This window comes from Quadrisphaera granulorum, assembly GCF_003149145.1.
Taxonomy (GTDB): Bacteria; Actinomycetota; Actinomycetes; order Actinomycetales; family Quadrisphaeraceae; genus Quadrisphaera; species Quadrisphaera granulorum.
This window is the reverse complement of sequence record NZ_QGDQ01000002.1, coordinates 65,949-89,485: the sequence shown is the minus strand read 5'-3', so window position 1 is coordinate 89,485 and position 23,537 is coordinate 65,949. Positions and strand designations below refer to the sequence as shown.

At 72.2% G+C, this 23,537-nt stretch carries 22 protein-coding genes; 15 read left to right on the top strand and 7 right to left on the bottom strand.

Features of this window, described 5'->3' with window-relative positions:
• Positions 1-12: 12 nt before the first annotated feature.
• The 4 genes from BXY45_RS23100 to BXY45_RS02790 form a co-directional block, all read right to left on the bottom strand.
• Positions 13-2,388 (bottom strand): HelD family protein, encoded by a 2,376-nt coding sequence (locus tag BXY45_RS23100; protein ID WP_109772945.1) that lies wholly within the window; start codon positions 2,386-2,388, stop codon positions 13-15.
• 297 nt (positions 2,389-2,685) lie between these two features.
• On the bottom strand, positions 2,686-3,729 hold the full coding sequence (locus BXY45_RS02800; protein ID WP_109772794.1) for a PP2C family protein-serine/threonine phosphatase: 1,044 nt from the start codon (positions 3,727-3,729) through the stop codon (positions 2,686-2,688).
• A gap of 24 nt (positions 3,730-3,753) precedes the next feature.
• Positions 3,754-5,415 (bottom strand): phosphoglucomutase (alpha-D-glucose-1,6-bisphosphate-dependent), encoded by a 1,662-nt coding sequence (pgm, locus tag BXY45_RS02795; protein WP_109772944.1) that lies wholly within the window; start codon positions 5,413-5,415, stop codon positions 3,754-3,756.
• Between the two features lie 104 nt (positions 5,416-5,519).
• Positions 5,520-5,723: a PspC domain-containing protein gene (locus BXY45_RS02790; RefSeq protein ID WP_109772793.1), complete on the bottom strand. Its 204-nt coding sequence runs from the start codon at positions 5,721-5,723 to the stop codon at positions 5,520-5,522.
• Positions 5,724-5,791: 68 nt separating this feature from the next.
• Here BXY45_RS02790 and BXY45_RS02785 point away from each other — a divergent pair, with 68 nt between their 5' ends.
• The 3 genes from BXY45_RS02785 to BXY45_RS02775 are packed head-to-tail and all read left to right on the top strand — an operon-like array spanning position 5,792 to position 8,497.
• Positions 5,792-6,706: a DNA-formamidopyrimidine glycosylase family protein gene (locus BXY45_RS02785; RefSeq protein WP_109772943.1), complete on the top strand. Its 915-nt coding sequence runs from the start codon at positions 5,792-5,794 to the stop codon at positions 6,704-6,706.
• A gap of 58 nt (positions 6,707-6,764) precedes the next feature.
• Positions 6,765-8,171, top strand: a complete 1,407-nt coding sequence (locus BXY45_RS02780; protein WP_211319171.1) for a hemolysin family protein — start codon at positions 6,765-6,767, stop codon at positions 8,169-8,171.
• Positions 8,168-8,497: a rhodanese-like domain-containing protein gene (locus tag BXY45_RS02775; RefSeq protein WP_109772792.1), complete on the top strand. Its 330-nt coding sequence runs from the start codon at positions 8,168-8,170 to the stop codon at positions 8,495-8,497. Before BXY45_RS02780 ends, BXY45_RS02775 begins: the two co-directional genes overlap by 4 nt.
• A 19-nt stretch (positions 8,498-8,516) precedes the next feature.
• Here BXY45_RS02775 and BXY45_RS23095 read toward each other — a convergent pair whose 3' ends face one another.
• Positions 8,517-8,840, bottom strand: coding sequence for a hypothetical protein (locus tag BXY45_RS23095; protein WP_170131289.1), 324 nt, complete (start codon positions 8,838-8,840; stop codon positions 8,517-8,519).
• Here BXY45_RS23095 and BXY45_RS23090 point away from each other — a divergent pair.
• The gene (locus tag BXY45_RS23090; RefSeq protein WP_281270539.1) at positions 8,737-9,294 is read left to right on the top strand and encodes a DUF4232 domain-containing protein; all 558 of its coding nucleotides are present in this window, start codon (positions 8,737-8,739) and stop codon (positions 9,292-9,294) included. The genes BXY45_RS23095 and BXY45_RS23090 overlap by 104 nt on opposite strands.
• An 84-nt stretch (positions 9,295-9,378) precedes the next feature.
• Positions 9,379-10,599 carry a L,D-transpeptidase gene (locus BXY45_RS02765; protein WP_109772790.1) on the top strand — a complete coding sequence of 407 codons (1,221 nt, stop codon included), beginning with the start codon at positions 9,379-9,381 and terminating at the stop codon, positions 10,597-10,599.
• Positions 10,600-10,645: 46 nt separating this feature from the next.
• On the opposite strand, the gene BXY45_RS02760 is transcribed toward BXY45_RS02765, so the two are convergent.
• A complete protein-coding gene (locus tag BXY45_RS02760) occupies positions 10,646-10,864 on the bottom strand; it encodes a hypothetical protein (protein ID WP_109772789.1) in 219 nt (72 codons plus the stop codon).
• A 113-nt stretch (positions 10,865-10,977) separates the two neighbouring features.
• Between BXY45_RS02760 and BXY45_RS02755 the strand changes: the two genes are divergently transcribed.
• The 3 genes from BXY45_RS02755 (at position 10,978) to pheA (ending at position 13,618) form a co-directional block, all read left to right on the top strand.
• Positions 10,978-11,988: an NADPH:quinone reductase gene (locus tag BXY45_RS02755; protein ID WP_109772941.1), complete on the top strand. Its 1,011-nt coding sequence runs from the start codon at positions 10,978-10,980 to the stop codon at positions 11,986-11,988.
• A gap of 140 nt (positions 11,989-12,128) precedes the next feature.
• Positions 12,129-12,587: an ATP-binding protein gene (locus tag BXY45_RS02750; protein WP_109772788.1), complete on the top strand. Its 459-nt coding sequence runs from the start codon at positions 12,129-12,131 to the stop codon at positions 12,585-12,587.
• 53 nt (positions 12,588-12,640) lie between these two features.
• Entirely contained in the window at positions 12,641-13,618 is a 978-nt protein-coding gene (pheA, locus tag BXY45_RS02745; RefSeq protein WP_109772787.1) for a prephenate dehydratase, read from the top strand.
• Here the strand turns inward: pheA and BXY45_RS02740 are convergent.
• Positions 13,608-14,756: a diacylglycerol/lipid kinase family protein gene (locus BXY45_RS02740; protein WP_211319170.1), complete on the bottom strand. Its 1,149-nt coding sequence runs from the start codon at positions 14,754-14,756 to the stop codon at positions 13,608-13,610. The two genes, pheA and BXY45_RS02740, sit on opposite strands and share 11 nt — an antisense overlap.
• A 190-nt stretch (positions 14,757-14,946) precedes the next feature.
• Between BXY45_RS02740 and BXY45_RS22830 the strand changes: the two genes are divergently transcribed.
• The 7 genes from BXY45_RS22830 (at position 14,947) to cheB (ending at position 23,485) form a co-directional block, all read left to right on the top strand.
• Positions 14,947-15,429 (top strand): hypothetical protein, encoded by a 483-nt coding sequence (locus BXY45_RS22830; protein WP_146211055.1) that lies wholly within the window; start codon positions 14,947-14,949, stop codon positions 15,427-15,429.
• A 703-nt stretch (positions 15,430-16,132) separates the two neighbouring features.
• Positions 16,133-16,255, top strand: coding sequence for a hypothetical protein (locus BXY45_RS24450; protein ID WP_281270538.1), 123 nt, complete (start codon positions 16,133-16,135; stop codon positions 16,253-16,255).
• A gap of 88 nt (positions 16,256-16,343) precedes the next feature.
• Positions 16,344-17,609, top strand: coding sequence for a serine--tRNA ligase (gene serS / locus BXY45_RS02735; protein WP_109772786.1), 1,266 nt, complete (start codon positions 16,344-16,346; stop codon positions 17,607-17,609).
• 20 nt (positions 17,610-17,629) lie between these two features.
• Complete coding sequence (locus BXY45_RS02730) at positions 17,630-18,298, top strand: 4a-hydroxytetrahydrobiopterin dehydratase (RefSeq protein WP_170131286.1); 669 nt, start codon at positions 17,630-17,632, stop codon at positions 18,296-18,298.
• 313 nt (positions 18,299-18,611) lie between these two features.
• Entirely contained in the window at positions 18,612-20,543 is a 1,932-nt protein-coding gene (locus tag BXY45_RS02725; RefSeq protein ID WP_109772784.1) for a methyl-accepting chemotaxis protein, read from the top strand.
• A gap of 38 nt (positions 20,544-20,581) precedes the next feature.
• On the top strand, positions 20,582-22,207 hold the full coding sequence (locus BXY45_RS02720; protein ID WP_109772783.1) for a chemotaxis protein CheW: 1,626 nt from the start codon (positions 20,582-20,584) through the stop codon (positions 22,205-22,207).
• Positions 22,208-22,258: 51 nt separating this feature from the next.
• Positions 22,259-23,485: a chemotaxis-specific protein-glutamate methyltransferase CheB gene (gene cheB, locus BXY45_RS02715; RefSeq protein WP_109772939.1), complete on the top strand. Its 1,227-nt coding sequence runs from the start codon at positions 22,259-22,261 to the stop codon at positions 23,483-23,485.
• The last annotated feature ends 52 nt before the right edge of the window (positions 23,486-23,537 follow it).

Below are 23,537 nucleotides of genomic sequence, written 5' to 3'. Positions count from 1 at the left end.
GGAATCAACCACCTACGTGCGGGGGATCGGCCTGTCCAGCTCTTCCATTCCGGCGGGGAGCGGACCGGAGGAGACGACGAGCAGGCGCTGCGTGGGGCGGGTCAGCGCCACGTAGAGGTCGCCGGCGCCGCGCGGGGAGGCATCCAGGATGGCGCCGGGCTCGCACAGCACCACCGCGTCGAACTCCAGGCCTTTGACGCCCGTGACGTCGGAGACGGTGACGGCGGCGTCAGCAGGGTCGTCGACGCCGCGCACGTCGCCGTCGTCCAGAGCCTTGCCCAGCGCGGTCCGCAGGCCAGCCACCAGGGGGTGCGGTGCCACGACGGCCATCCGCCCGGCACCGAGCACGGCCACCTGATCGCGCACCGCGGAGACCACCGCGTCCGTCCAGGCCGCCGAGCCCGCCGGGGCGTGCGTCGGCACCGCGGCCGGCGGTACCTCGGCGTCACGGATGGAGCGGGGTGCTTCCTCCGGCAGGCCGTGGGCCTCCAGCACGCGGCTGGCGAGGTCCATGACCTGCCGCGGGGTGCGGTAGTTCACCGTCAGGCGCGAGAGCGTGAACGTCCGGGACAGGTCGACGCCGCTGCGCGTGCGCGTGCCGGTACCCAGGACGGGCGCCAGGGCCTCGCCCCAGTCGCGGGCGCCAGCGGCGCTGGACGTCTGCGCCAGGTCGCCCACCACCGTCATCGACCGCGACGGGCAACGCCGGGCCAGCAGACGCCACACCATGGCCGACAGCTCCTGCGCCTCGTCGACCACCACGTGCCCGTACGCCCAGGTGCGATCGGCCTCGGCACGCTCCGCGACGCTGCCGCGCGGCCCGTCGAAAGCCCACCGCTCCGCGAGGCCCTCGGCGGTGAGCGCGCCACCGCCGCTGGGGTCGACCATGCCCGACTGCAGCACGCCACGCGCCTGCGCCACGAGGTCGGCGCGCTCACGGGCCGCGCGGGCCGCCTCTACCGCGCCCGAGGAGGGGTCTTCCCCGAGCAGCTCGGCCAGCTCGTCGAGCAGGGGGACGTCGGCCACCGTGAACGGAGCGTCCTTGGGGCGCGCTAGCCGTGCCAGCTCCTCACGACGCCACCCCTGAGCGGAGCCGCGGCCGTGGTGACCGGCCTGGCGTGACGCCTCGGCGGCAGCACCCGCAAGGTGGTCACGCTTAGCCCACAGGTCGCGCAGCAGACCGGAGGGCGTCAGCGGCATCCAGCAGAGGTTGACCTCGCGGCGCACGTCCGGCGACTCGCGCAGCTCCGCCTCCAGCGACTGGCGCGTGTCGGCGTCGAGGTCGTCCCCGCGGGTGCCCTGCGCCGAGGCGAGCTGGCGCACCAGGTCGTTCAGCACCCGGCGCACGAACGAGGCACGCGCCACGTTGTGCGGCTGGCGGGAGTCACGCGCGGCGTCTCGGGCGGCCCGCACCGTACGCGGACGCAGCACCACCGCGTGCGTACCTACGGACAGCCGCACCGGACGCAGCGGCACGCGCTGCCGCTGCCTCACTGCGGCCGCCAGCAGCTCGACCATGCGGACGTCGCCCTTGAGCGCGGCGACGTCGTCGTCGTCCACCGCGGTGGCCCTCACCCCCGGGAACAGCTCGCCCAGGCTGGCCATGACCACCCCGGTCTCGCCGAGCGCCGGGAGCACCTGGTCGATGTAGCGCAGGAAGGCGCGGTTGGGTCCGACCACGAGCACGCCGGACTTCGCGATCCGGTCTCGGTGGGCGTACAGCAGGTACGCGGCGCGGTGCAGCGCGACGGCCGTCTTGCCGGTGCCCGGCCCGCCCTGCACCACGAGCACGCCCGGCAGGGGTGCTCTGACGACGGCGTCCTGCTCGGCCTGCAGGGTGGCGACGACGTCGCGCATCCGCCCCGTCCGTGCCGCGGTGACCGCGGCCATGAGCGCGCCGCCTCCGGCCACCACCATGCCCTCGGGCAGGGCGGCGCCGTCCGCGACGACGTCGTCCTCCAGGGCCGTGACCGTGCGGCCCGTCAGCGTGAGGTGGCGACGGCGGACCACGCCGAGCGGGTCGGCTGCGGTGGCGCGGTAGAACGGCTCCGCGGCGGGAGCGCGCCAGTCGGTGAGCAGCTGCTCCTGTGTCTCGTCCGAGAGCCCGATGCGGCCGACGTAGCGCACGTCGCCGCCCTCGAGGTCGAGGCGGCCGAAGACCAGCCGGTCCTCCACGGCGCGCAGCTGGGCGAGCCGGTCTTCGTAGAGGGTGGCGAAGGCGTCACGCTCCATGCGTGCCGCGGGGGTGCCACTCGACCCGGCTGCACGGACGTCACGCAGGCGCGCTTCCGTGGACGAGCGCAGCAGGTCCAGCCGGGCGTACCGCTCGTCGACCCGGGCCTGCTCGCCGGCCGTCTCGCGGGCCAAGCCGCTCGCAGTGCCGCTCACCGGTGCCTCCGTCTGTGCTGCCTGTGCTGCCGTCACCCGCTCCGCCCGGCGTGACTCGCTCATCGAGCAGCCGATCGGGCAGCGCCCCCGCCGGGGCGACGCAACAGCCTGCCAGCAGGCCGGTGATCGCGTGTCAGATGGTCACGCGTGGTGGCGCGAGATGCGGCCCTGAAAGCCGCCTGGAGTGACAACCGAGGACGACGACGCCGGCGTGTCGTCTCGCTGCCGTGCTGCCGGCTGCGCCGTCGGCCGCTCGAGCACGAGGACGGCGAGATCGTCGCGGAGGCGACCCCGTGACTACTTCGTGGCGCCCTTGACGATGCCGTCCAGCCCGGCTGACAGCGACCCCTTCGCCAGGTGCTGGGCCAGCAGCGCCTCGGTGTCGATGAACGGCCCGGCGGGGTCGCGGGAGAACAGGTGGGGCCGCCGCGCCTCCAGCAGTCCGTCGGTGACGAGTACGAGCCGGTCGCGAGGCTCCAGTCGTCCTGTGAAGACCTCCGGTGGCCCGACGAGCTCCAGAAGCCCCAGGGGCGGCCCGGGCGTCACCGGGAGCGCCTGGGCACGCCGAGATCCGGGCTTCACCACGTACGGGGCCGGGTGGCCGCACGAGACGGTCTCGAGGGCCCCGGTGGCGCCGTCGACCTGAACCAGTGCTGCGGTGACGAACACCTCCTGGCCCAGCGACGCCCGCCGCACAGTGGTGTCCAGGGCGACGGCCAGCTCGTCGAGGGGCATCCCGTCGTACGCGCGCTCGCGGAAGCTTCCGAGCACGTAGCCGGCGAGCCGCACCGCCTCCAGGCCTTTGCCCTGCACGTCGCCGACCAGCGCGCGGACGCCCTGGGGTGTCTCGACGACGGCGACGAGGTCACCCCCGATCCGCGCCAGCTGCGTGGCCGACCGATACGTACTCGCACATCGCAGCCCTCCGATGCGGCGCGGCGGCGGCTGGAGGATCGCCAGCTGAGCGGCGTCGGCCACGGTGGCGAGCTGGGCAGCGCTGCGCTCGCGTCGTCGTCGGTGACGGGCGGCCACCACGGCCACGACGGTGAGGACGACGATGATCAGCAGGCGCGTCAGCGCCGTCTCGCTGTTCGGGTCGTACGTGCTCCGCATCGACTCCGCCAGCCCGATGCCGTAGGAGAGCGCCAGCGCCAGCACCCCCGATCCCGCCGTCGCCAGGGGGCCGCCGAGGGCCGCCGCGAGCAGCGGCACGGAGACGAGCGTGCCCGGGTACTGCACGTCGGGCTTCTGCCACCAGTCGAGCCCCACGATGCCGAAGCCGAGCGCGACGGGCGCCCCCCACCGCACCAGGCGCAGCGGCCGGGCGGCGGGGGACGGCATACCTGATCCTCGCAGGGGACTGCGTCAGCCGACCAGGGCCCTGCCGACGACGTCGCGCGCCTCGGACTGCACGGCGGCCAGGTGGTCGGCGCCCTTGAACGACTCGGCGTAGATCTTGTAGACGTCCTCGGTGCCCGACGGGCGGGCCGCGAACCAGGCGTTCTCGGTGACTACCTTGAGGCCACCGATGGACTCGCCGTTGCCGGGTGCCTCGGTGAGGACGGCGGTGATGCGCTCGCCGGCGAGGGTGTCGGCGGTGACGTCGGAGGGCGAGAGCGCCGCGAGCCGGGCCTTCTCCTCGCGGGAGGCGGGTGCATCGACGCGGGCGTAGGCCGGGTCTCCGTGCTGGGCGACGAGCTCGGCGTACAGCTCGCTGGGGCTGCGGCCGGTCACGGCCTGGATCTCGCTGGCCAGCAGCGCCAGGAGGATGCCGTCCTTGTCGGTGGTCCACGTGGTGCCGTCGTGCCGCAAGAACGAGGCGCCTGCGGACTCCTCCCCGCCGAAGCCGACGGATCCGTCGAGCAGGCCCGGTACGAAGTACTTGAACCCGACGGGCACCTCGAGCAGTGTGCGGCCCAGCGCCGCGACCACTCTGTCGATCATGGACGACGAGACGAGCGTCTTGCCAACGGCCGTTCGCGCGCCCCAGCCCGGCCGGTGCGCGAAGAGGTAGGAGATCGCCACCGCGAGGTAGTGGTTGGGGTTCATGAGGCCGCCGTCGGGCGTGACGATGCCGTGACGGTCGGCGTCGGCGTCGTTGCCGGTGGCGATGTCGTACGGGGCGCGTCCGCCGTCGGCGGTGGCCATGATTGCCCGCAGCGACGCCATCGCCGACGGCGAGGAGCAGTCCATGCGGATCTTGCCGTCGGTGTCGAGGGTCATGAACGACCAGCGCGGGTCGACATCGGGGTTCACCACGGTGAGGTCGAGCCCGTGGCGGGAGGCGATCTCGCCCCAGTACCCGACCGCGGCGCCGCCCAGCGGGTCGGCGCCGACGCGGACCCCGGCCTTCTTCACCGCGGCGAGGTCGAGCACGGAGGGCAGATCGTCCACGTAGTGGGCCAGGAAGTCGTAGGAGCCGGCCTGACCCCGCGCCTCGTCGAAGGTGACGCGCTTGACGCCGGCGAGGTCGTGCTCGAGGAGCTCGTTGGCGCGGGCGGCGATCTTCTTCGTCGCGTCCGAGCCGGCGGGGCCGCCCGTGGGTGGGTTGTACTTGAAGCCGCCGTCGCGGGGCGGGTTGTGGGACGGTGTGACGACGATTCCATCAACAGGGCCCGCTCCTCCGCTGCCTCTCTGGGCGTTGAGCCGCAGGATCGCGTGGGAGACCGCGGGGGTCGGGGTGTAGCCGTCGCGGCTGTCGACCAGGACGTCGACGCCGTTCGCGACCAGCACCTCCAGCGCGCTGCGCCACGCCGGCTCCGACAGGGCGTGGGTGTCACGCCCGATGACCAGCGGTCCGCTCACGCCCTCGTCGGCGCGGTACTCCACGATCGCCTGCGTGGTGGCAAGGATGTGGGCCTCGTTGAAGGCGGAGTCCAGGCTGGAGCCTCGGTGCCCGGAGGTGCCGAAGACCACGCGCTGACCGGGGTCGGACGGGTCCGGGCGCCGCTCGGTGTAGGCGGTGAGCAGGGCGTCGAGGTCGACGAGGTCCTCGGGACGGGCCTTCTGGCCGGCGCGGGGGTGCATGCCGGACATCCCACCTCGCGCACACGGCGCGGCGCAATGCCGGCCCGGCCGCACGTGCGGCGTGAGTGCACTGCTCTCGTAGCGAGAACAGTGCTCGCGCCGGCCTAGCGCTCCTGGGGGATGACGATCCACATGACGATGTAGGCGATGAACTGCGGGCCCGGCAGGAGGCACGAGAGCACCGCGAGCAGCCGCAGCAGGGTGGGGCTCATGCCCCAGCGCCGCGCCAGGCCGGCGCACACGCCGGCGATGATCTTTCCGTTGCGGGGGCGGACCAGTCCCGCACTCCCCGACGTCCCGCTAACCATCCAATTACTGTGCCGCAGGACGGGTGACTCCGCGCGTCAGCGCCACCCTGGGCTGTCACGCTGGCGACATGCCCGAGCTGCCCGAGGTCGAGGCGCTGGCCGGCTTCCTGCGCCAGCGCCTGGTGGAGCGCCCCGCCGCTGAGGGTGGCGCTGCCGTCGTCGCGGAGGTGGGGGTCGGCGCGATCAACGTGCTGAAGACCTTCGACCCGCCGCCGTCGGCGCTCGCGGGGCTGCCGGTCACGGGCGTGGCCCGGCACGGCAAGTGGCTCGACCTCGACCTCGACGGCCTGCACGTCGTCGTCCACCTCTCGCGCGCCGGGTGGCTGCGCTGGTCCGAGCAGCTGCCGACCACGCCCGTGCGGCCCGGCAAGAGCCCGCTGGCCCTGCGGGTGCGGTTCGCCATCGACACAGAAAACGACGACGGCGACGGCGGACGCCCGGGCTTCGACCTCACCGAGCAGGGCACCCAGAAGCGGCTGGCGGTGCACGTGGTGCGCGACCCGTCGCAGATCCCCGCGATCGCCTCGCTGGGCCCCGATCCCCTTGACGATTCCTTCGACCTCGCAGCCCTGCAGGCGCTGCTCGCCGGGTCACGCCAGCAGGTCAAGGGGCTGCTGCGCGAGCAGTCGGTGCTCGCGGGGGTGGGCAACGCCTACTCCGACGAGGTGCTCCACGCCGCGCGGATCTCACCGTTCGCGGTCTCGGGGAAGCTCGACGACGACGAGGTGTCCCGCCTGTTCGCGGCGCTGAAGGACGTCCTGCGGTCGGCGGTCGCGGCGGCGTCCGGCAAGCCGGCGTCCCAGCTCAAGGACGCCAAGCGCGCCGGGATGCGGGTGCACGGCCGCACCGGCGAAACCTGTCCCGTGTGCGGTGACGTGGTGCGCGAGGTGTCGTTCGCGGACAGGTCCCTGCAGTACTGCGCGACCTGCCAGACCGGTGGGAAGCCCCTGGCCGACCGGCGCACCTCCACGTTCCTCCGCTGACCACGGAAGGGCGACAGCCGACGGGTCTCCGCCTGCTGTCTGCCCCAGACTGGACGGCGTGGAACCTGGCTTGCTCCTGAACATCACCGTTGTCGTCGTCCTGGTGCTGGTGGGCGGGTTCTTCTCCTGCTCGGAGCTGGCGGTGGTCTCGCTGCGCGAGAGCCAGGTCCGCGCGATGGCGGCCAAGGGCGGCCGCGGCACCGCGGTGGGGCGGCTCACCGGAGATACCAACCGGTTCCTGTCCGCGGTGCAGATCGGCGTGACGCTGTCGGGCTTTCTCGCCTCCGCGTTCGGCGGGAGCCAGATCGCCGTCGTCGTCGCCCCCTGGCTGGTCTCCCTCGGTCTGAGCCAGGGCGTGGCGGACGTCGTCGCCCTCGTGGTGGTGACCGCGCTGGTCACGTACGTGTCGCTGGTGCTCGGCGAGCTGGTGCCCAAGCGCCTCGCGCTGCAGCGGTCCGAGGGCGTCTCGCTGTTCGTGGCGCCCATCCTCGACAGGATCGCCGCCGTCACCACGCCCGTGGTGTGGCTGCTCGGGCGCTCCACCGACCTCGTCGGCCGCCTCATCGGGCTCGACCCGAACGCCTCCCGCGAGGAGGTCAGCGAGGAGGAGCTGCGTGACATGGTCTCCACGCACGAGCAGCTCGACGAGGCCGAGCGCCGCATCGTCGCCGACGTCTTCGACGCCGCCGACCGCCGCCTGTCCGAGGTCATGGTGCCCCGCACCGAGGTCGCCTTCCTCGCAGCGGACCTCGACCTGGAGGAAGCCGCCGCCGTGGTGGAGGACCAGCCCCACTCCCGCTACCCCGTGACGGGGGAGTCGTCCGATGACGTGCTCGGCTTCGTGCACGTGCGCGACGTGCTGACGGCCGTGCACCGCGGCCAGGAGGGCACCGTGCGTGACCTCGTGCGGCCGGTGTCGCTGCTACCCGGCAGCAAGACGCTGCTGCCGTCGCTGACGGAGATGCGGCGCAGTGGCCGCCACCTCGCCGTCGTCGTCGACGAGTACGGCGGCACCGACGGCATCGTCACCCTCGAAGACCTCGTCGAAGAGCTCGTCGGTGAGATCGAGGACGAGTACGACCCCCACGCCGGAGAGCCCCGCTGGTCCAGCTCCGCTGCCGGGCCCGTGGAGCTCGACGGACTGCTGCACCGCGACGAGGTGGAGGAGGCCACCGGCGTCGAGCTGCCGGAAGGTCCGTACGAGACCCTCGCCGGCTTCGTCATGACCTCCCTGGGTCGCCTGCCGGGGCTCGGTGACGAGGTCCGTGACCTCGGGCACCACTTCACCGTCGTGGAGCTCGACGGGCGGCGCCCCTCCCGCATCCGCGTGGAGCCGCTGCCGCAGGATGGTGACGAGAACAGCACCGATCAGGACGACACCGATCAGGACGGCGACGCCGACCGCGACGCCCGTCCCGGCGGTGCCGAGGACGAGCAGCCCGAATCGACGAGGAGCCCCGCATGACCGAGCCCGCCCCCGTGGTCACCGCCGCCCAGGTGCCCGACGGCGCTGTGCTGCTGGACGTCCGCGAGCAGGACGAGTGGGACGCCGGCCACGCGCCCGGCGCCATCCACGTGCCCCTGGGTGACCTGCCCTCGCGTCTGGCCGACCTCCCCGAAGAGGCTGAGCTGCAGGTGCTCTGCCGCGCCGGTGGCCGTGCGTCGCGGGCGGCGTCGTGGCTGCTGGAGAACGGCTACGACGCGGTGGTCGTCGAAGGTGGCATGGGTGCCTGGCAGGACGCCGGCCGCCCTGTGGTCTCCGAGGACGGCAGCGAGCCGCGCGTCATCTGACGGAAGTTGCCTCAGCGACCTATCTTGGTGGGGTGACAAGGACGACGACGGGATCCGCGGCGCGACGGCCGCGCAGTGGCGCCACGCGGTGGGCGGCAGCGGTGGGCACGGCTGGAGTGCTGGCCGGGTCGCTGACCGGGTGCTCCTTCTCCGGCAGCGTCGAGGACGCTGGCACCGCCGGCAGCCCGCCCCCGTCGATGAGCGTGACGCCCACGACCACCACGTCGGCATCGGCGTCGGTGTCAGCCTCGGGGTCGGGCAACAGCTCACCGTCGAACAGCGGAGCCTCGTCCAGTGCCGGGTCCAGCTCTGCGTCCAGCACATCGCCCGGCTCCGCGTCCACGTCAGGGTCCAGCGCTTCCGGCGGACCGGCACCCTGTCGCACCGCGGACCTGGCGCTCTCCCTGTTGCCTGGCGAAGGTGGCGCCAGCGCCGGTCACCTGCACTACACGATCCAGTTCACCAACCGGGGTGCCACCGCGTGCACGCTCGACGGGCACCCCGGCGTCTCGCTGGTCACCGGGGAGTCCGGTCAGCAGCTGGGTGCGGCGGCCGCGCGCGAAGGGACTCCGTCCCTGGTCAGGCTGGGGCCGGGGGCCTCGGCCTACGCCGATGTCAGCCTGGCGCAGGTGGGCGACTACGACGCCGCGCAGTGCCAGCCGCAGGCTGCCAAGGGGCTGCGGGTGTACCCGCCGGGACAGACGGCGTCGGCGTTCGTTCCTGCGGACGGGCTGACCGGCTGCGCGTCGACGTCCGTCGTCCCTCTCATGGTCGACCCGGTCGTCGCAGGGCGGTGACGGGACGTGCGTCGGCGTCCGAGGGAGGGCGTCGCTCTCCGCGAACGTCCCAGTTGGCGGAGGTCGCCGACCTACGCTAGGTGCGTGGAGCACACGGGGGTGTCGGCCGCGAGCCGGCGGGCGTTCCTGCTGGCGGTGGCCGGCGGGATCGTCGGTGGGACGGGGTTGTTGGCGGGGTGCGGTCCCGCGGGTGGCAAGGCCGATGCGGGCGCTGCCGGAGCCTCACCGTCAAAGTCTTCTGCACCGGCGGCGCAGGTGTCGTTGGTGGCGGAGGGTGTGGGTGCGGGGGGTGTGACGTCTCCGGTGCCGGTGCTGCGTCCGGCGGTGGTGTCGGGGACGTTGCAGGGGGTGGTGGTGACCGCTGCTGATGGTTCTCAGATCACGGGGACGGGTGCTGCGGATGGGTCGTGGTCTCCGGAGGAGCCGTTGGAGCTGGGCGGGTCGTATACGGCGGTGGCGTCGGCGGTGAACGTTGATGGGCAGGTGGCGTCGGTGTCGTTGCCGTTCACGGTGACCGGTGAGGACGGCGCGGTGCGGGCGAAGTTGATGCCGTTGGACGGCGAGGTGGTGGGGGTGGGGATGCCCGTGGTGGTGATTTTCACGCGGGAGGTCCCGAAGGCTGAGCGGGCGAGGTTGGTCGAGGCGATTCAGCTGGTCTCGAAGGCGCCGGATGGGTCGAGTGTTGAGGGTGCGTGGCGGTGGATCGGGGCGGATCGGGTGCATTGGCGTCCGAAGGTGTATTGGCCTTCTGGGACGAGTGTGAGTGTGAAGGTGCCGTTGACGAAGGTTCAGGTCGGTGGTGCGTGGGGTGCTGCGGATCGGGATGTGACGTTCACGGTGGGTGATGCGCATGTGTCGACGGCGGACACGAATACGCATCAGATGACGGTGCGGGTCAATGGTGAGGTGGCGAGGGTGATCCCGATTTCGGCGGGTCGGGAGGATTCTGATCCGGCGTTTGTGACGCGGTCGGGTGTGCATCTGGTGTTGGAGAAGCATGCTGATTATTTGATGGATGGTCGGACGGTGGGTCAGGATTATGCGACGCAGGTGAAGTGGGCGACGCGGATTGCGAATTCGGGGGAGTTTGTGCATGGGGCGCCGTGGTCGGTGGCGTCGCAGGGGAAGCGGAATGTGTCGCATGGGTGTTTGAATGTGTCGGATGCGAACGCGAAGTGGTTCTTTGATCTGTCGCGTCGTGGTGATGTGGTGGATATCACGGGGACGGATCGTCCGATGGAGTTGACGAATGGGTTGGGGGATTGGGTGTTGAGTTGGGAGCAGTGGACCGCCCCTCAAGTCTGAGAGCTCAGGTCTGCCAGCTCATGCCTCACGCAGGAGCGCTGGCCCGTCAGGGGGCCGGTCGCGCGCCCGGGCGGATGTCGAGCAGGTCGCCGCGGCCCGCGCGTCGCGCGCAGTCTCCGCACTCCACGAAGCGCACCGTCGGCGTGGCGCGGGTGTCGATGTGCCTCAGGTGCCGCTGACCAGCGGGAACGGGAAGCTTGCACCGCGCGCACGTCAGCGGCACCACGCTGACACGCACCTGCGTATGGATCCCGCCGCCGCTCACCGCCCCATCATCGGCCATCTCGCCCTGCCCCCCACGCCGCACGTGCCGCGGAAAGTGCGAGATGGGGGAGGGCTCGGAGTGCGGCTCGGGCGCGGATCCGCAGGATGGAGGGCGTGCGAGCCGTCGTCTACGAGCGGGCCGGTGGGCCCGAGGTGCTCCAGCTGGTCGAGCGTGAGGTCCCCGAACCCGGCCCGGGTGAGGTCAGGGTCCGCGTCGCGGTGTCCGGGGTGAACCCCACCGACTGGAAGGTCCGCGCCACCGCCGCGCCGGCCGCGGGGTGGCAGATTCCCCATCAGGACGGCGCGGGCGTGGTCGACGCCGTCGGTCAGGGTGTCGACGCCGCGCTGGTCGGGCGGCGCGTGTGGATCTGGGAGGCCGCCTTCGGGCGACCGTGGGGGACCGCGGCGGAGCTGGTCCTCGTGCCCGTGGCCCACGTGGTGCCCCTGCCCGACCACACGTCGTTCCAGCTGGGTGCCTCGCTGGGCATCCCCTTCCTCACCGCCCACCGGTGCCTCACGCTGGGTGAGTCGGCTCCCTCCCGGATCGGACCGGGCACCTTCGAGGGCCGCACCGTGCTGGTCCAGGGCGGCGCCGGAGCGGTGGGCAACGCTGCCGTCCAGCTGGCTTCCTGGGCGGGCGCCCGGGTGCTCACCACCGTGTCGGGACCCGAGAAGGCGCAGCTCGCGGCTGCCGCGGGGGCTCACGACGTCATCGACTACCGCCGCGAGGACGTCGCCGCGCGCGTGCGTGAGGTGGCGCCGCGCGGGGTCGACGTCGTCGTCGAAGTCTCCGGAGTCAACGCCGGTCTCGACTCCGCCGTGCTGGCTCCGCACGGGACCGTCGCCCTGTACGCGGGCACGCCCGGCGAGTCGATCACCATTCCGCTGCGTGACCAGATGACGCTGAACGGGCAGTGGCACTTCGTGCTGGTCTACACCGCACCGCGGGCGGCGAAGGCCGCCGCGGTCGAGGACGTCGAGGCTGCCGTCGCCGCGGGAGCCGTTCGCATCGGCCGCGAGGCGGGACTTCCGCTCACCGTGCTGCCCCTGGCCGAGACCGCGCAGGCGCAGGCCGCCGTCGAGGGCGGCGCCGTCGGCAAGGTGCTCGTGGATGTCACTGCCTGACGGGTCTGACGAAGGGGCCGGACGGGTCGCAATCCGGTCACGGTGAGACGCCGATGCGGCGGCGGCGGTTTCACCTGGCGATCAACGGGTATCCCTGAGGGGTCGAGTCGAGACGAGGCTGAGACGAGGGGTGGAGCAGCGTGCCGGTCACCATCGAAGTGCCGTTCAGTGCCGTCCGGTGCGTCCGAGTCCTCCATGAACCTCGCGAGGTCTCCTCGGTGAGGCGCGCCCTCCACGAGGATCTGCTCCGCGACCCGCGGGCGGCGCAGGTTGCCGATGACGTGGCCGTGGTGACCAGCGAGCTCGTCGGCAACGCTGTGCGACACGGGTCTCCCCTGGATGGTGGGCTCATCGTCAGGTGGCGAATCACCGATGACGAGGTCTCCGTCGAAGTTGTCGACGGCGGCACGGGTGGCGCACCGGGGCATGACGTTGCCGCGTACGACGCTGACCCTCTGGCGACGAGCGGGCGCGGCCTGCACATCGTGCAGACCCTGACCCGCCGCTGGGGCAGCTCGCTGGACGCCGAGGGCCGTCGGACGGTCTGGGCGTTCGTCCCGTTCCTCACCGAGCCGGCAGCGGAGCGCGTTAGCGCCTGACTGGCTCGGCCGGCCCAACCAGCTCGGGCACCCGACCTCGGTACCGTGCCGGGGTGGCAGCCCCCGGCATCTCTCCCTCCGGCTCCGCGCCGTCGCGGCGCGTCGTGTACCTGGGTCCGGCGGGGACGTTCACCGAGACCGCCGTGGGTCGTGCCCCGGGCACCGCGGGCGCCGAGCGGGTTCCGGTCGCGAGCGTCGATGCCGCGCTGGCAGCCGTGCGTGACGGAGAAGCTGACCTCGCCGTCGTCCCCATCGAGAACTCCGTCGAGGGTGGCGTCACGTCCACACTTGACGCGCTGGGCGCTGGGCGGCCCCTGTCCATCCGCGCCGAGGTGCTCGTGCCGGTGGCCTTCGTGCTGGCGGTCCGACCGGGGACGACGATGCGCGACATCCTGCGGGTCGGTAGTCATCCGCACGCTCTCGCGCAGTGCCGCGGGTGGGTCGCCCAGAACCTGCCGCAGGCGGTCACCGTCCCAGCCTTGTCCACGGCGGCCGCGGCGCAGGTGCTCGCGGGGGAGGGTGAGGCCCCGTACGACGCCGCACTCTGCGCCGAGCCGGCCGCGGTGGCCGCCGGGCTCGACGTGCTCGCGCGCGACGTCGCCGACAACGCCGGTGCGGTGACGCGCTTCGTCGTCGTCAGTCGACCTGCTGCCCCTCCGGCTCCGACGGGTTCCGACAAGACCACCGTGGTGGCGGCGCTGGCGGAAGACCGTTCCGGTGCGCTGCTGGAGCTGCTGGAGCAGTTCGCCACGCGGGGTATCAACCTCACGCGCATCGAGTCGCGTCCGGTGGGGACGGCGCTGGGCCGGTACACGTTCTCCATCGACTGCGAGGGCCACGTCGCTGATCCGCGGGTCGGCGAGGCGCTCATGGGGCTGCACCGGGTGTGCCCGCAGGTGCGGTACCTCGGTTCCTACCCGCGTGCCGACGGGCTCGCCCCCGTGCCGCCGCCGGGCACATCCGATGACGACTTCACCGCCGCGCGCTCGTGGCTCTCGCAGCTGCTGGAATGCGGGGAGGTCAGCTCCTGAGCTTCCGCGTGAACCGCGCCCTCGCGATGATCGGGCGGCGCGGAGCGCGGTTGGAGACGCGCACCACCAGCGCTTCTTCGTCGACACGGACGCGCATCGCCACGGCCTCGCCGATGGGATCGCCGTCGATCTGTGCCTCTTGCGGCTGCTCCGCCAAGAGGTCGATGCGCTGGCCGCGCCAGTGTGCGAGGCGCTGGTCTCCCCAGGTGCGCCGGGTGATGACGCGACCGGCGACGTCGAGCCACCCCACGAAGCCCCGCGGGCCCACGGCCAGCACGTCGAGGTAGCCGTCGTCGACCTCTGCGTCAGGCATGAGCGCGAGGCCGCCCTGAACCCGACCGACATTGCCGACGACGGCGGTGCGCACGCGCCGGCGGTGGGGGACGCCGTCGACGACGATGTCCATCCGCACGCGGTCACCGTTGAACCGCTGCAGCCCCGAGACGAAGTACGCGGCGGGCCCGACCTTGGCCTTGAGGGCCTCCGGTGCGTTGGCCATGATCTCCGCGTCGAAGCCCATGCCTGCCATGACGAGGAAGCACTCCTCGGGCTCGGGCTGGGTTGCGCCGGGCCGCTCCACGGAGATCCACCCGACGTCGATGCGTCGGTCGATGCCGGAGAGCACCACGCGCATGGCGGCCTCGACGTCGTCCGGGGCGATCTCCGCGGCGCGCGACGTCACGACGTCGAGGTTGCGGGCCAGGAGGTTGCCGGTGCCCGCGGGAACCAGGCCGAGCGGGGTGCCCGTTCCGGCCAGCACCGAGGCGACGCGCCGGACAGTGCCGTCACCCCCGAAGGCGACGACGACGTCGGCCCCGGCGGCCAGCGCGCGCCGCGCCTGGCTGGTGCCCGGGTCTTCCGCGGTGGTCTCCAGCCACAGCGGCTCGCGCCACTCCAGGTCACGGCAGGCGCGTTCCAGGGCTGCGCGGACCGGACTGGTGTCGCTGACCTTGGTGGGATTGACGACGACGGCGGCCAGCGGGCGCCGGTCCGGCGCGGTGCGCTCCAGTGCGGCGGCGCGCTGGGCGATCCGTGCGGCGATGCTGCGGCGCAGCTGGACCGCGACGGTGGTGGCGATCACCGACAGGAGGAGCGCGATGGAGGCGACGACCAGGGAGATCAGTTCGATGGTCGTCACGACGCGCCACGGTAACGGCGGACGGCGGTCGGGGCAGCGTGGTCTTGAGGAGCTGGTCCGTTCGGCGCTGCGCGAGGGCTGTCGGTGGTGGTGGCTAGGGTCGACGCTGGGCCCACCTTGACTCTTTGCTGCGGCGGCATCATTGCAGCTCAGAGCCTTGTTGATGTTGCTTTATCGAACATGTGTCGCTATGATCGGTGGCGCGGAGGAGGCGGCGAACACCACCGGCAGTAGCGCGCACGACTGCCCCGCGGAGAACGCCACCGCTGCCGATGAGGCCCGCGAGGCTGGCTCAGAAGCCGACCCTGATGCCTCAGCCGTGCCTGCAGCTCAGGCTCCGGCGCGTTGTGATGACCCGACCCGCCCCGACCGTGCTCCCCACACCCGCGCTCAGGCACGCCGCTGCCGGGCCGCAGCGTCGTTGTTGCCGCCGCGGGGTCCGGCGCGGCGGGTGCACGCGGCCACCCGCAAGGATGTCGCCCGCCGTGGCCTTCCCGGCCCGGAGGGGATGGACCCGTCCCTGATCGACTTCGCCGTGACGGCTCGGGCGGTGCCGGAGGCGGAGTGGTGCTGGGGCCCGACCGTGGGTGACTGGCGGGTGGTGACCGCCGCCGACGAGGTCGGTGAGGACTTTCCCCAGCAGATCCCGCACGAGGTCCCCTCCGACGACTGAGGTGGGGGCGGTGGTGGCGGAGCGGGCCGCGATGCACGGGCCGCCCGCCTGGGCAACGTGACCGTGAGCCGCACTGACGACCAGTTGATCATTTCCGCCCCCCAGCGTGCGGATCGTCGTTGAGCGCAACTGACGCCACCGCACCACAGGCGACTCGAGGGGAGGCGCGGCAGTGCAGATCATCTACGTGGACGATTCCGGCTCAGATCAGACCGGTTTCGTGACCTACAGCTGGGTCGCCGTGGCGGCTCAGGACTGGAGCACCTGCCTACGCCGGCTCATCACCTGGCGTCGAGAGCTGTACACCTCCGACGCCATCGCGGTCGAAACTGAGCTGCACGCGACCAAGTTCCTCAACGGCCGCGGTGACCCCTCCCACCCCTGCGCGTCTAGCACCCAACTGAGCCGCCGCGACGCATCTCGAACGAGCGTTGCAGATGCAACTGCGGGAACCTTTCGGCGCTCGCACCTGAGCCCGGAAACACGAAGGCCTCACCCGTAGGTGAGGCCTGTCGCGCAGCTAGACCCGTGATCCAACGCTCGCTGGGCGGGTCCGCACGACAAGTATCGGCATCGTGGGCCCGAACTTCAAGACGACGCAGGGCAGAACCAGCAGGTTGAGGCACGCACCCTGTGGTGCGCTGGACCCGCTGAGCGGTACCGGCCCCCGCCGTGGCCCCCGCGCAACCCCACCGAAGAAGAGATGCGGGGACGACGCCGCAACGACAGCTCCCCCGGCCAGCTCCTCGACCTGCTGAACACCGCCGAGGACCGCACACCCCGCACCAGAACGGTCATCGCCTTCCCCGACGAACCCACCTTCTGAGCGAGCAGGACGACGTCCTGGGGCTCCGCTGCGCGACGCGCCCGCCGTCCTCAGGTGTTCACTCACTCGGCGGACTAGGCTTCCGTGGGTGATCGACGTGCGCCTTCTGCGCGATGACCCGGAGGCGGTGCGCGCCAGCCAGCGCGCCCGCGGAGCTGACGAGGGCGTCGTCGACGCCGTGCTAGCGGCCGACACCGCCCGCCGATCGGCGATGACGACCTCCGAGGGGCTGCGTGCCGAGCAGAAGGCCCTCGGCAAGCAGGTCGCGCAGGCCAAGGGTGACGAGAAGACCACGCTGCTGGCCAAGGCCAAGGAGCTCGCGGAGCAGGCCAAGGCCGCTGCCGCCGAGGCCGAGGTGCAGGGCGCCGAGTTCGACAGGCTCATCCGCAGCATCGCGAACGTCGTCGAAGGCGCGCCCACCGGTGGCGAGGACGACTACGTCGTCCTCCGCGAGGTGGGCACCCTGCCGACGCTGGACGCCCCGAAGGACCACCTCGAGCTCGGCGAACTGCTGCGCGCCATCGACGTCGAGCGTGGTGCGAAGGTCTCCGGATCGCGCTTCTACTTCCTGACCGGTGTGGGCGCGCGGCTCGAGCTGGCGCTGCTGAACCTCGCCGTCGACAGGGCCGTCGCCAACGGCTTCAGCCCGATGATCACCCCGACGCTCGTCAAGCCCGAGGTCATGGCCGGCACCGGCTTCCTGGGGGAGCACGCCGACGAGGTGTACCGGCTCGCCGCCGACGACCTCTACCTCGTCGGAACCTCCGAGGTGGCTCTCGCCGGCTACCACGCCGACGAGATCCTCGACCTCTCCGACGGCCCGCTCCGGTACGCCGGCTGGTCAGCCTGCTACCGCCGCGAGGCGGGCAGCCACGGGCGCGACACCCGCGGCATCATCCGCGTCCACCAGTTCCACAAGGTGGAGATGTTCAGCTTCTGCCGCCTGGAAGACGCCGCCGCTGAGCATGAGCGGCTCCTCGCCTGGGAAGAGGAGGTGCTGCAGGCGGTCGAGGTGCCCTACCGCGTCATCGACGTCGCCGCGGGTGACCTCGGCACCAGCGCTGCCCGCAAGTTCGACTGCGAGGGGTGGGTGCCCTCGCAGGGCCGCTACCGCGAGCTCACCTCGACGTCGAACTGCACCACCTTCCAGGCGCGGCGCCTGTCGGTGCGAGAGCGCACCGACGGCGAAGGGGGAGCGACCCGCCCCGTCGCCACCCTCAACGGCACCCTGGCCACGACGCGCTGGCTGGTAGCGATCCTGGAGAACCACCAGCAGCCCGACGGTTCCGTGGTGGTGCCGAAGGCTCTGCGGCCGTTCATGGGTGGGCTTGAGGTGCTCGAGCCCGTCCGCTGACCGCGGCTAGCGTGCCGCCGGTGAACCGGACCCCGTTGGATGCCGCCGCCACCCAGGCCGCGCTGGACGCGCTGCCGGATTGGCGGGGTCGCCTCGGTGCGCTGCGCACGGCGTTCCGTGCACCGTCGGCGGCCGTGGCGCTGAAGCTGGTGGCGCGGGTCGGGGAGCTGGCCGAGGAGCTGGACCACCACCCCAGCCTCGACTGGCGCTACGACCTGGTCTTCATCAGCTGGACGACACACAGCGCGGGTTGGCGGGTGACGGCGTTCGACGTGGCCGCCGCCGAGCGCACCTCGCAGATCGCGCAGGCGTTGGGTGCCGTCGCCGAGCCGGCTCTGCCGCGTTCGCTCGAGTTGGCGCTCGACACCACCGATCCCGCCCTGGTGAGGGGTGTGTGGGCCACGGCGCTCGGGTACGAGCAGCGCCCCGGTGACGAGGACTCCCTCTACGACCCCCACGACCGCGGTCCGAGCGTCTGGTTCCAGAGGACGAGTACGCCGGCCGCGAGCCGGTGGCACCTCGATGTCAGCGTTGCCTCGGAGATTGCGGACGACGTCGTCGCCGCAGTGACGGCAGCGGGGGCTTCCGCGGACCCCGCTGAGGCCCCCGCCTTCACAGTGCTCACCGACCCGTGCGGCGATCGGGTCTGCATCTGCACGCCGTTGGGCAGGCAGCACCCCGCCCAGTGATCTGAAGGGCAGTCGATTACTCTTCGTGACTGCCGTCGGGGGGACGTGAGGACAACGTTGTCGCTCACAGGACAGCCTCTGCGCCGTCTGCCGAGCGGCATACAGCACGTTTGTCGAGGGAATGGGCCTTTCTCCAGGCCAGGCGGGTGTTCGCCGCGGTCTGGGTGGGCACTGCCAACCAATTACTCTGCGTATCCCTAAAGGGGTGGGGGTACCACGTTCACGGTGACTCTGGGCAGGTCGATGAGTGGGGGGTCACCCGCAGAGGGCACGAGAAGCCTCCGCGGTCACCCTCGACTTCAGGAGCCTCGGCATGCCCCTCACCCGGAACGGCGGCGCCGCGAGCGCGTCGGCCACTCGCCCCGCGACCTCCGCCGTCCCGGCGCAGCGCGCCACCACCTCGCGTGAGTCCGACGAGGCCCGTCGCCGCGCCCGCACGGTCGCGAAGCAGCAGCAGGCTGCTGAGCGCATTGCCTCGGCCACCACCGAGCTCGCTTCGGTGACGACGCAGGCCGCGGCCGCTTCCGCCCAACTGCGTGAGGCCATGGAGCAGATTGCCGCCGGTGCCGAGGAGGCCTCGGGCGCCACGCAGGAGTCGCTGGCCGCCACCACGCAGATCGGCGTGAAGATCCGCGCTCAGCAGCAGACCAGCGTGCGGGTCAAGGACACCACCGTCACCCTCCAGGCCCTGCTCGTGGAGACCGCCGAGGGCATCGCGAGCCTCGTCGCCAACGTCAGTGACGCCGCTGACCGTCAGGCCGCCTCCGTCGAGATGATCTCCGAGCTGGAGAAGCAGGCCGAGGAGATCGGCGCGATCGTCGCCGCCGTCGCCCGCATCGCCGACCAGACCAACCTGCTGGCCCTCAATGCCGCCATCGAGGCGGCCCGCGCCCGCCAGCACGGCAAGGGCTTCGCCGTGGTGGCCGACGAGGTGCGCACCCTGGCCGAGACCTCCGAGCGGTCCGCCAGCCAGATCCGCGAGCTCATCGACGTCATCCGCGCCGGCGTCGTCGCCGTCGCCGAGGGTGTTCAGGCTTCCGCCGAGACCTCCCGCGGTGAGGTCGACAAGGGCAAGAGCATCACCGCCCAGCTCGCGTCCGTGAGCAAGGACATGGTGGTCATCATCGACGGGGCCACGGAGATCGCCACCGCCGCCGCCCAGGCCGAGCGCGCCTCGCAGGACGCGCAGCTGCGCGCCGAGGAGATCGCCGCCGCGTCCGAGGAGCAGTCGGCCGCCGCCGAGGAGATCCTCCAGACCGTCGACCAGCAGGGCGCCGCCCTGAGCCAGGCGCAGAAGGGCTCCGAGGCGCTCTCGGAGATCGCTGACGAGTTGCGCGGCTCGGCCGACATCGGCAAGAGCGCCGAGGAGGTCGCCGGCGCCGCCGAGGAGCTCGCCGCGGCCACCGAGGAGATCAACCGCGCCGCGTCGCAGATCTCCCAGGCCATCGGTGACATCTCCAGCGGGGCCAAGGCCCAGGCCGCGAAGACCCAGGAGTCGGCCGCCGCCATCAACCAGATCGAGACCGGCGCCCAGCTCGCGGAGACGCGCGCCGGCGCGGCCATCACCAAGGCCGACGAGATGGTCGAGCTGCTGGCGGTGAACAAGGACGCCGTCGACGCGATGATCACCGCCATCGCCACCGCGTCGTCCGCGGCCAAGGAGAGCGTCAAGCAGGTCGTCGAGCTGGAGATCGTCTCCCGCAAGATCGACAAGATCGTCGACGCCATCGCCAACGTCTCCATCCAGACCAACATGCTCGCCGTCAACGGCTCGGTCGAGTCCGCCCGCGCCGGGGAGTTCGGCAAGGGCTTCGCGGTGGTCTCCACCGACATCCGCAACCTCGCCCGCGACTCCGCCGACAACGCCGAGCGCATCAAGGACCTCGTCAAGGAGGTCCAGGACCGCATCGGCGTGGTCCGCGCCGACCTGGAGGAGACCTCCCGCCAGGCCCTCGTGGAGGTCGAGCGCGCCAAGGCGAGCACCGCCCGCCTCATCGAGGTGGAGCGCGACATGGGCGTGGTCCGCACCGGCAACGAGGAGGTCCGCGCCGCGAGCGCCGAGATCGCCTCCGGCCTGGTGCAGGTCAAGACCGCCCTGGACCAGATCTCCGCCGCGAGCAAGCAGGCCGCCACCCTCTCGGGCACCGCCTCGGCGGCGGCCCAGCAGCAGGCGGCCGGCGCGGAGCAGCTGGCCACCGCCATCGAGGAGATCGCCGCACTCGCCGACGAGCTCCAGCAGCCCTGACCCCGCACGGCCCGACGAGGAGTGCGAGGAGGACTGACATGACAGAGACCATCGAGCCGACGACGACGGCGACCACGCCTGCGGGCGTGGAGGAGCACGACGACGACGCCGCGAGCAGCACCGCCGACTTCGTGACGTTCGAGATGGCGGGGGAGTCCTACGCCCTGCCGATGGAGCGGGTGCAGGAGATCATCCGCATGCCCGAGCTGGTGCGGGTGCCGCTGGGGCCGCCAGCCCTGGAGGGCCTGGCCAACCTGCGCGGGCGGGTGCTCCCCATCATGGGGCTGCGCGCCTGCTGCGGTCTGGCCGACGTCGAGCACGACGAAGCCACGCGCGTGGTGGTGGTCGAGGCCGCGGGTGCGGCCATCGGCCTCGTGGTCGACAGGGTGGCCGCCGTCGTCTCCGTGGAGCCGGACCGGCTCGAGAGCGCGGAGTCCGTGCAGGGCGCGGTGCGTTCGGACCTGCTGGCGGCGGTGCTCAAGGGCGTCGCCGGTGACGACGGCCGGATGACCACGGTGCTCGACGTACAGCGCCTGGTTACCTCCCAGCTGGCGGTGCTCGCCGCTCGCAGCACGGCGGCGGCCGGCGCCCCGGCGGCCACCCGGTCGGCGGACGCGACCGGCGAGCTGGCGGGCGAGGACTCCTCCGCCACGCTCGAGCTGGTGAGCTTTGCCGTGGACGGGCAGGAGTACGCGCTGCCCATCGACAGGGTCCGCGAGATCGTCCAGGTGCCCGAGCAGTTCACCTCGGTGCCGAACGCGGCGTCGCGGGTGCTCGGCGTGATGGACCTGCGGGGCCGGTTGCTGCCGGTCATCAGCCTGCGCCGCATCTTCGGCCTCGAGGTGCCGGAGATCCTGCCGTCGCAGCGCATCGCCGTGGTCACCACGGAGCGCGAAGGCCGCGAGACGGTCTTCGGGGTCCGGGTCGACCAGGTCCGCGAGGTGCTGCGCGTCTCCACCGACCTCGTGGACCCGCTGCCGGCGGTCATCGCAGGGGGACGCGGGCGCGAGGTGGAGTCGGTGTGCCGTCTGGACAAGGGCGAGCGCCTGGTGTCCGTCCTGGCCGCCGACTCCCTGGTCGGGGCCGGCGACGTGCCCGCGGACCTGACTGACCAGCTCGTCGACCGCACCGGTGCGAGCAGCAGCGACGAGGAGAACACCGACGTGCAGGACGACGGCCGTGGCGACGACGAGATCCTCGTGGTCTTCCGCCTGCAGGGCGAGGAGTACTGCGTGGCTGTCGACGAGGTGCAGGAGATCATCCGCGTGCCCGAGCAGCTCGTGAAGGTGCCGCGGGCGCTCGACTTCGTCGAGGGTCTCGTCAACCTGCGCGGCGCGGTGCTCCCCGCGGTCGACCTGCGCACGCGACTCGGCCTGGAGCGCAGCGAGCGCGACGAGCGCCAGCGCATCGTCGTCCTCATCGTCCAGGGGGTTCGCACGGGCTTCGTCGTCGACTCCGTGGCCGAGGTGCTGCGCGTGTCGTCGAGCGACCTCGAATGCGCCCCGGAGCTGTCCGAGGAGCAGGCCAAGCTCGTCACGCGCGTGGCCAACCTCCCGGCGCAGGAGCGGATGCTCCTCGTGCTCGAGCCCTCCCAGCTGCTCGGGGGCGACCAGGTCGCCCAGCTGTCCGAGCAGCTGGACGGGCAGCTCAGCGCCGCTGCCTGACCCGACCCATCACGACAACCACCACGACGACGACGAGAGCGGGTGTTCGACATGGCAGGTGCAGGGATCAAGGTGCTTGTCGTCGATGACTCCGCCCTCATGAGGAAGGCCCTCACGGGCATCCTCACCGTCGACGACGACGTCGAGGTCGTCCTCGCCCGCAACGGCGAGGACGCCCTCGACGTGATCGCCCGGGAGCAGCCCGACGTCGTCACCCTCGACGTCAACATGCCCGTGATGGACGGCATCACCTGCCTGTCGCGGATCATGGCCGACTTTCCCCGCCCGGTGGTGATGGTCTCCTCCATCACCGAGAAGGGCGCCATCGCCACCCTCGAGGCCCTCGAGCTGGGTGCTGTCGACTACGTCGCCAAGCCCGGCGGCACGGTCTCGCTCAACCTCGCCGAGGCCGGCGAGGAGATCCGCCGCAAGGTGCGCTCGGCGGCACAGGCCCGCGTGAGCAGCGGAACCTCGCTGCTCTCGCGGCTGCGCAGCCGGCGCGAGCAGGCGGCCGCCGCGTCGGCGTCGTCCTCATCGTCGTCGAGCCGTCGCACCTCGGCGATGAGGACGACGACGGCGGGCACCACGTCGGCGCATGACCTGACAGCACGGGTGCCGCGCACGCCCCGGACGCCCCGGACACCGACGGCCACGTGGAGCGCCCCGGCGGAGCCTACGGGCGGCGGTGCGCCGGGGGAGCTCTCGGCGCTCACCGACCTCGTGCTCGTCGGGTCCAGCACGGGCGGCCCCGCCGTCCTGACCATGCTGGCCGAAGGCCTGCGCCACGACCTCGGCGCGCCCGTCGTCATCGCCCAGCACATGCCGGCCTCCTTCACCGCGGCCCTGGCCCAGCGACTCGACGCCTGCTGCGCCCTGCGGGTGCAGGAGGTCACCGGGCTGGTGGCGCTCGAACGCGGCAACGTCTACATCGCCCGCGGCGACGCCGACATCGTCATCAGCGACCGCGACGGCCAGCTCATGGCGAGGCCCGCACCCGCGGGGCCGCAGTACCGCTGGCACCCCAGCGTCGACAGGCTCGTGGCGAGCGCCCTGGACCGGGTGGACCCCCACCGCACGGTCGGGGTGCTGCTCACGGGCATGGGCGACGACGGCGCCGAGCAGTTCTCCCGCCTGCACGCCCTGGGCGGGCGCACGGTGGCCGAGTCCGAGGAGTCGGCGGTGGTCTGGGGCATGCCCGGGCAGCTCGTCGCCCGCGGCGGAGCCACCCGCGTCCTCGACGCCGAGCAGGTCGCCGCCCAGGTCAACGCCTGGGTCTGAGCTCCTTCCCCGTCCCCCACTCCAGTCCCTTTCCCGCTGCAGCCCCCGACCG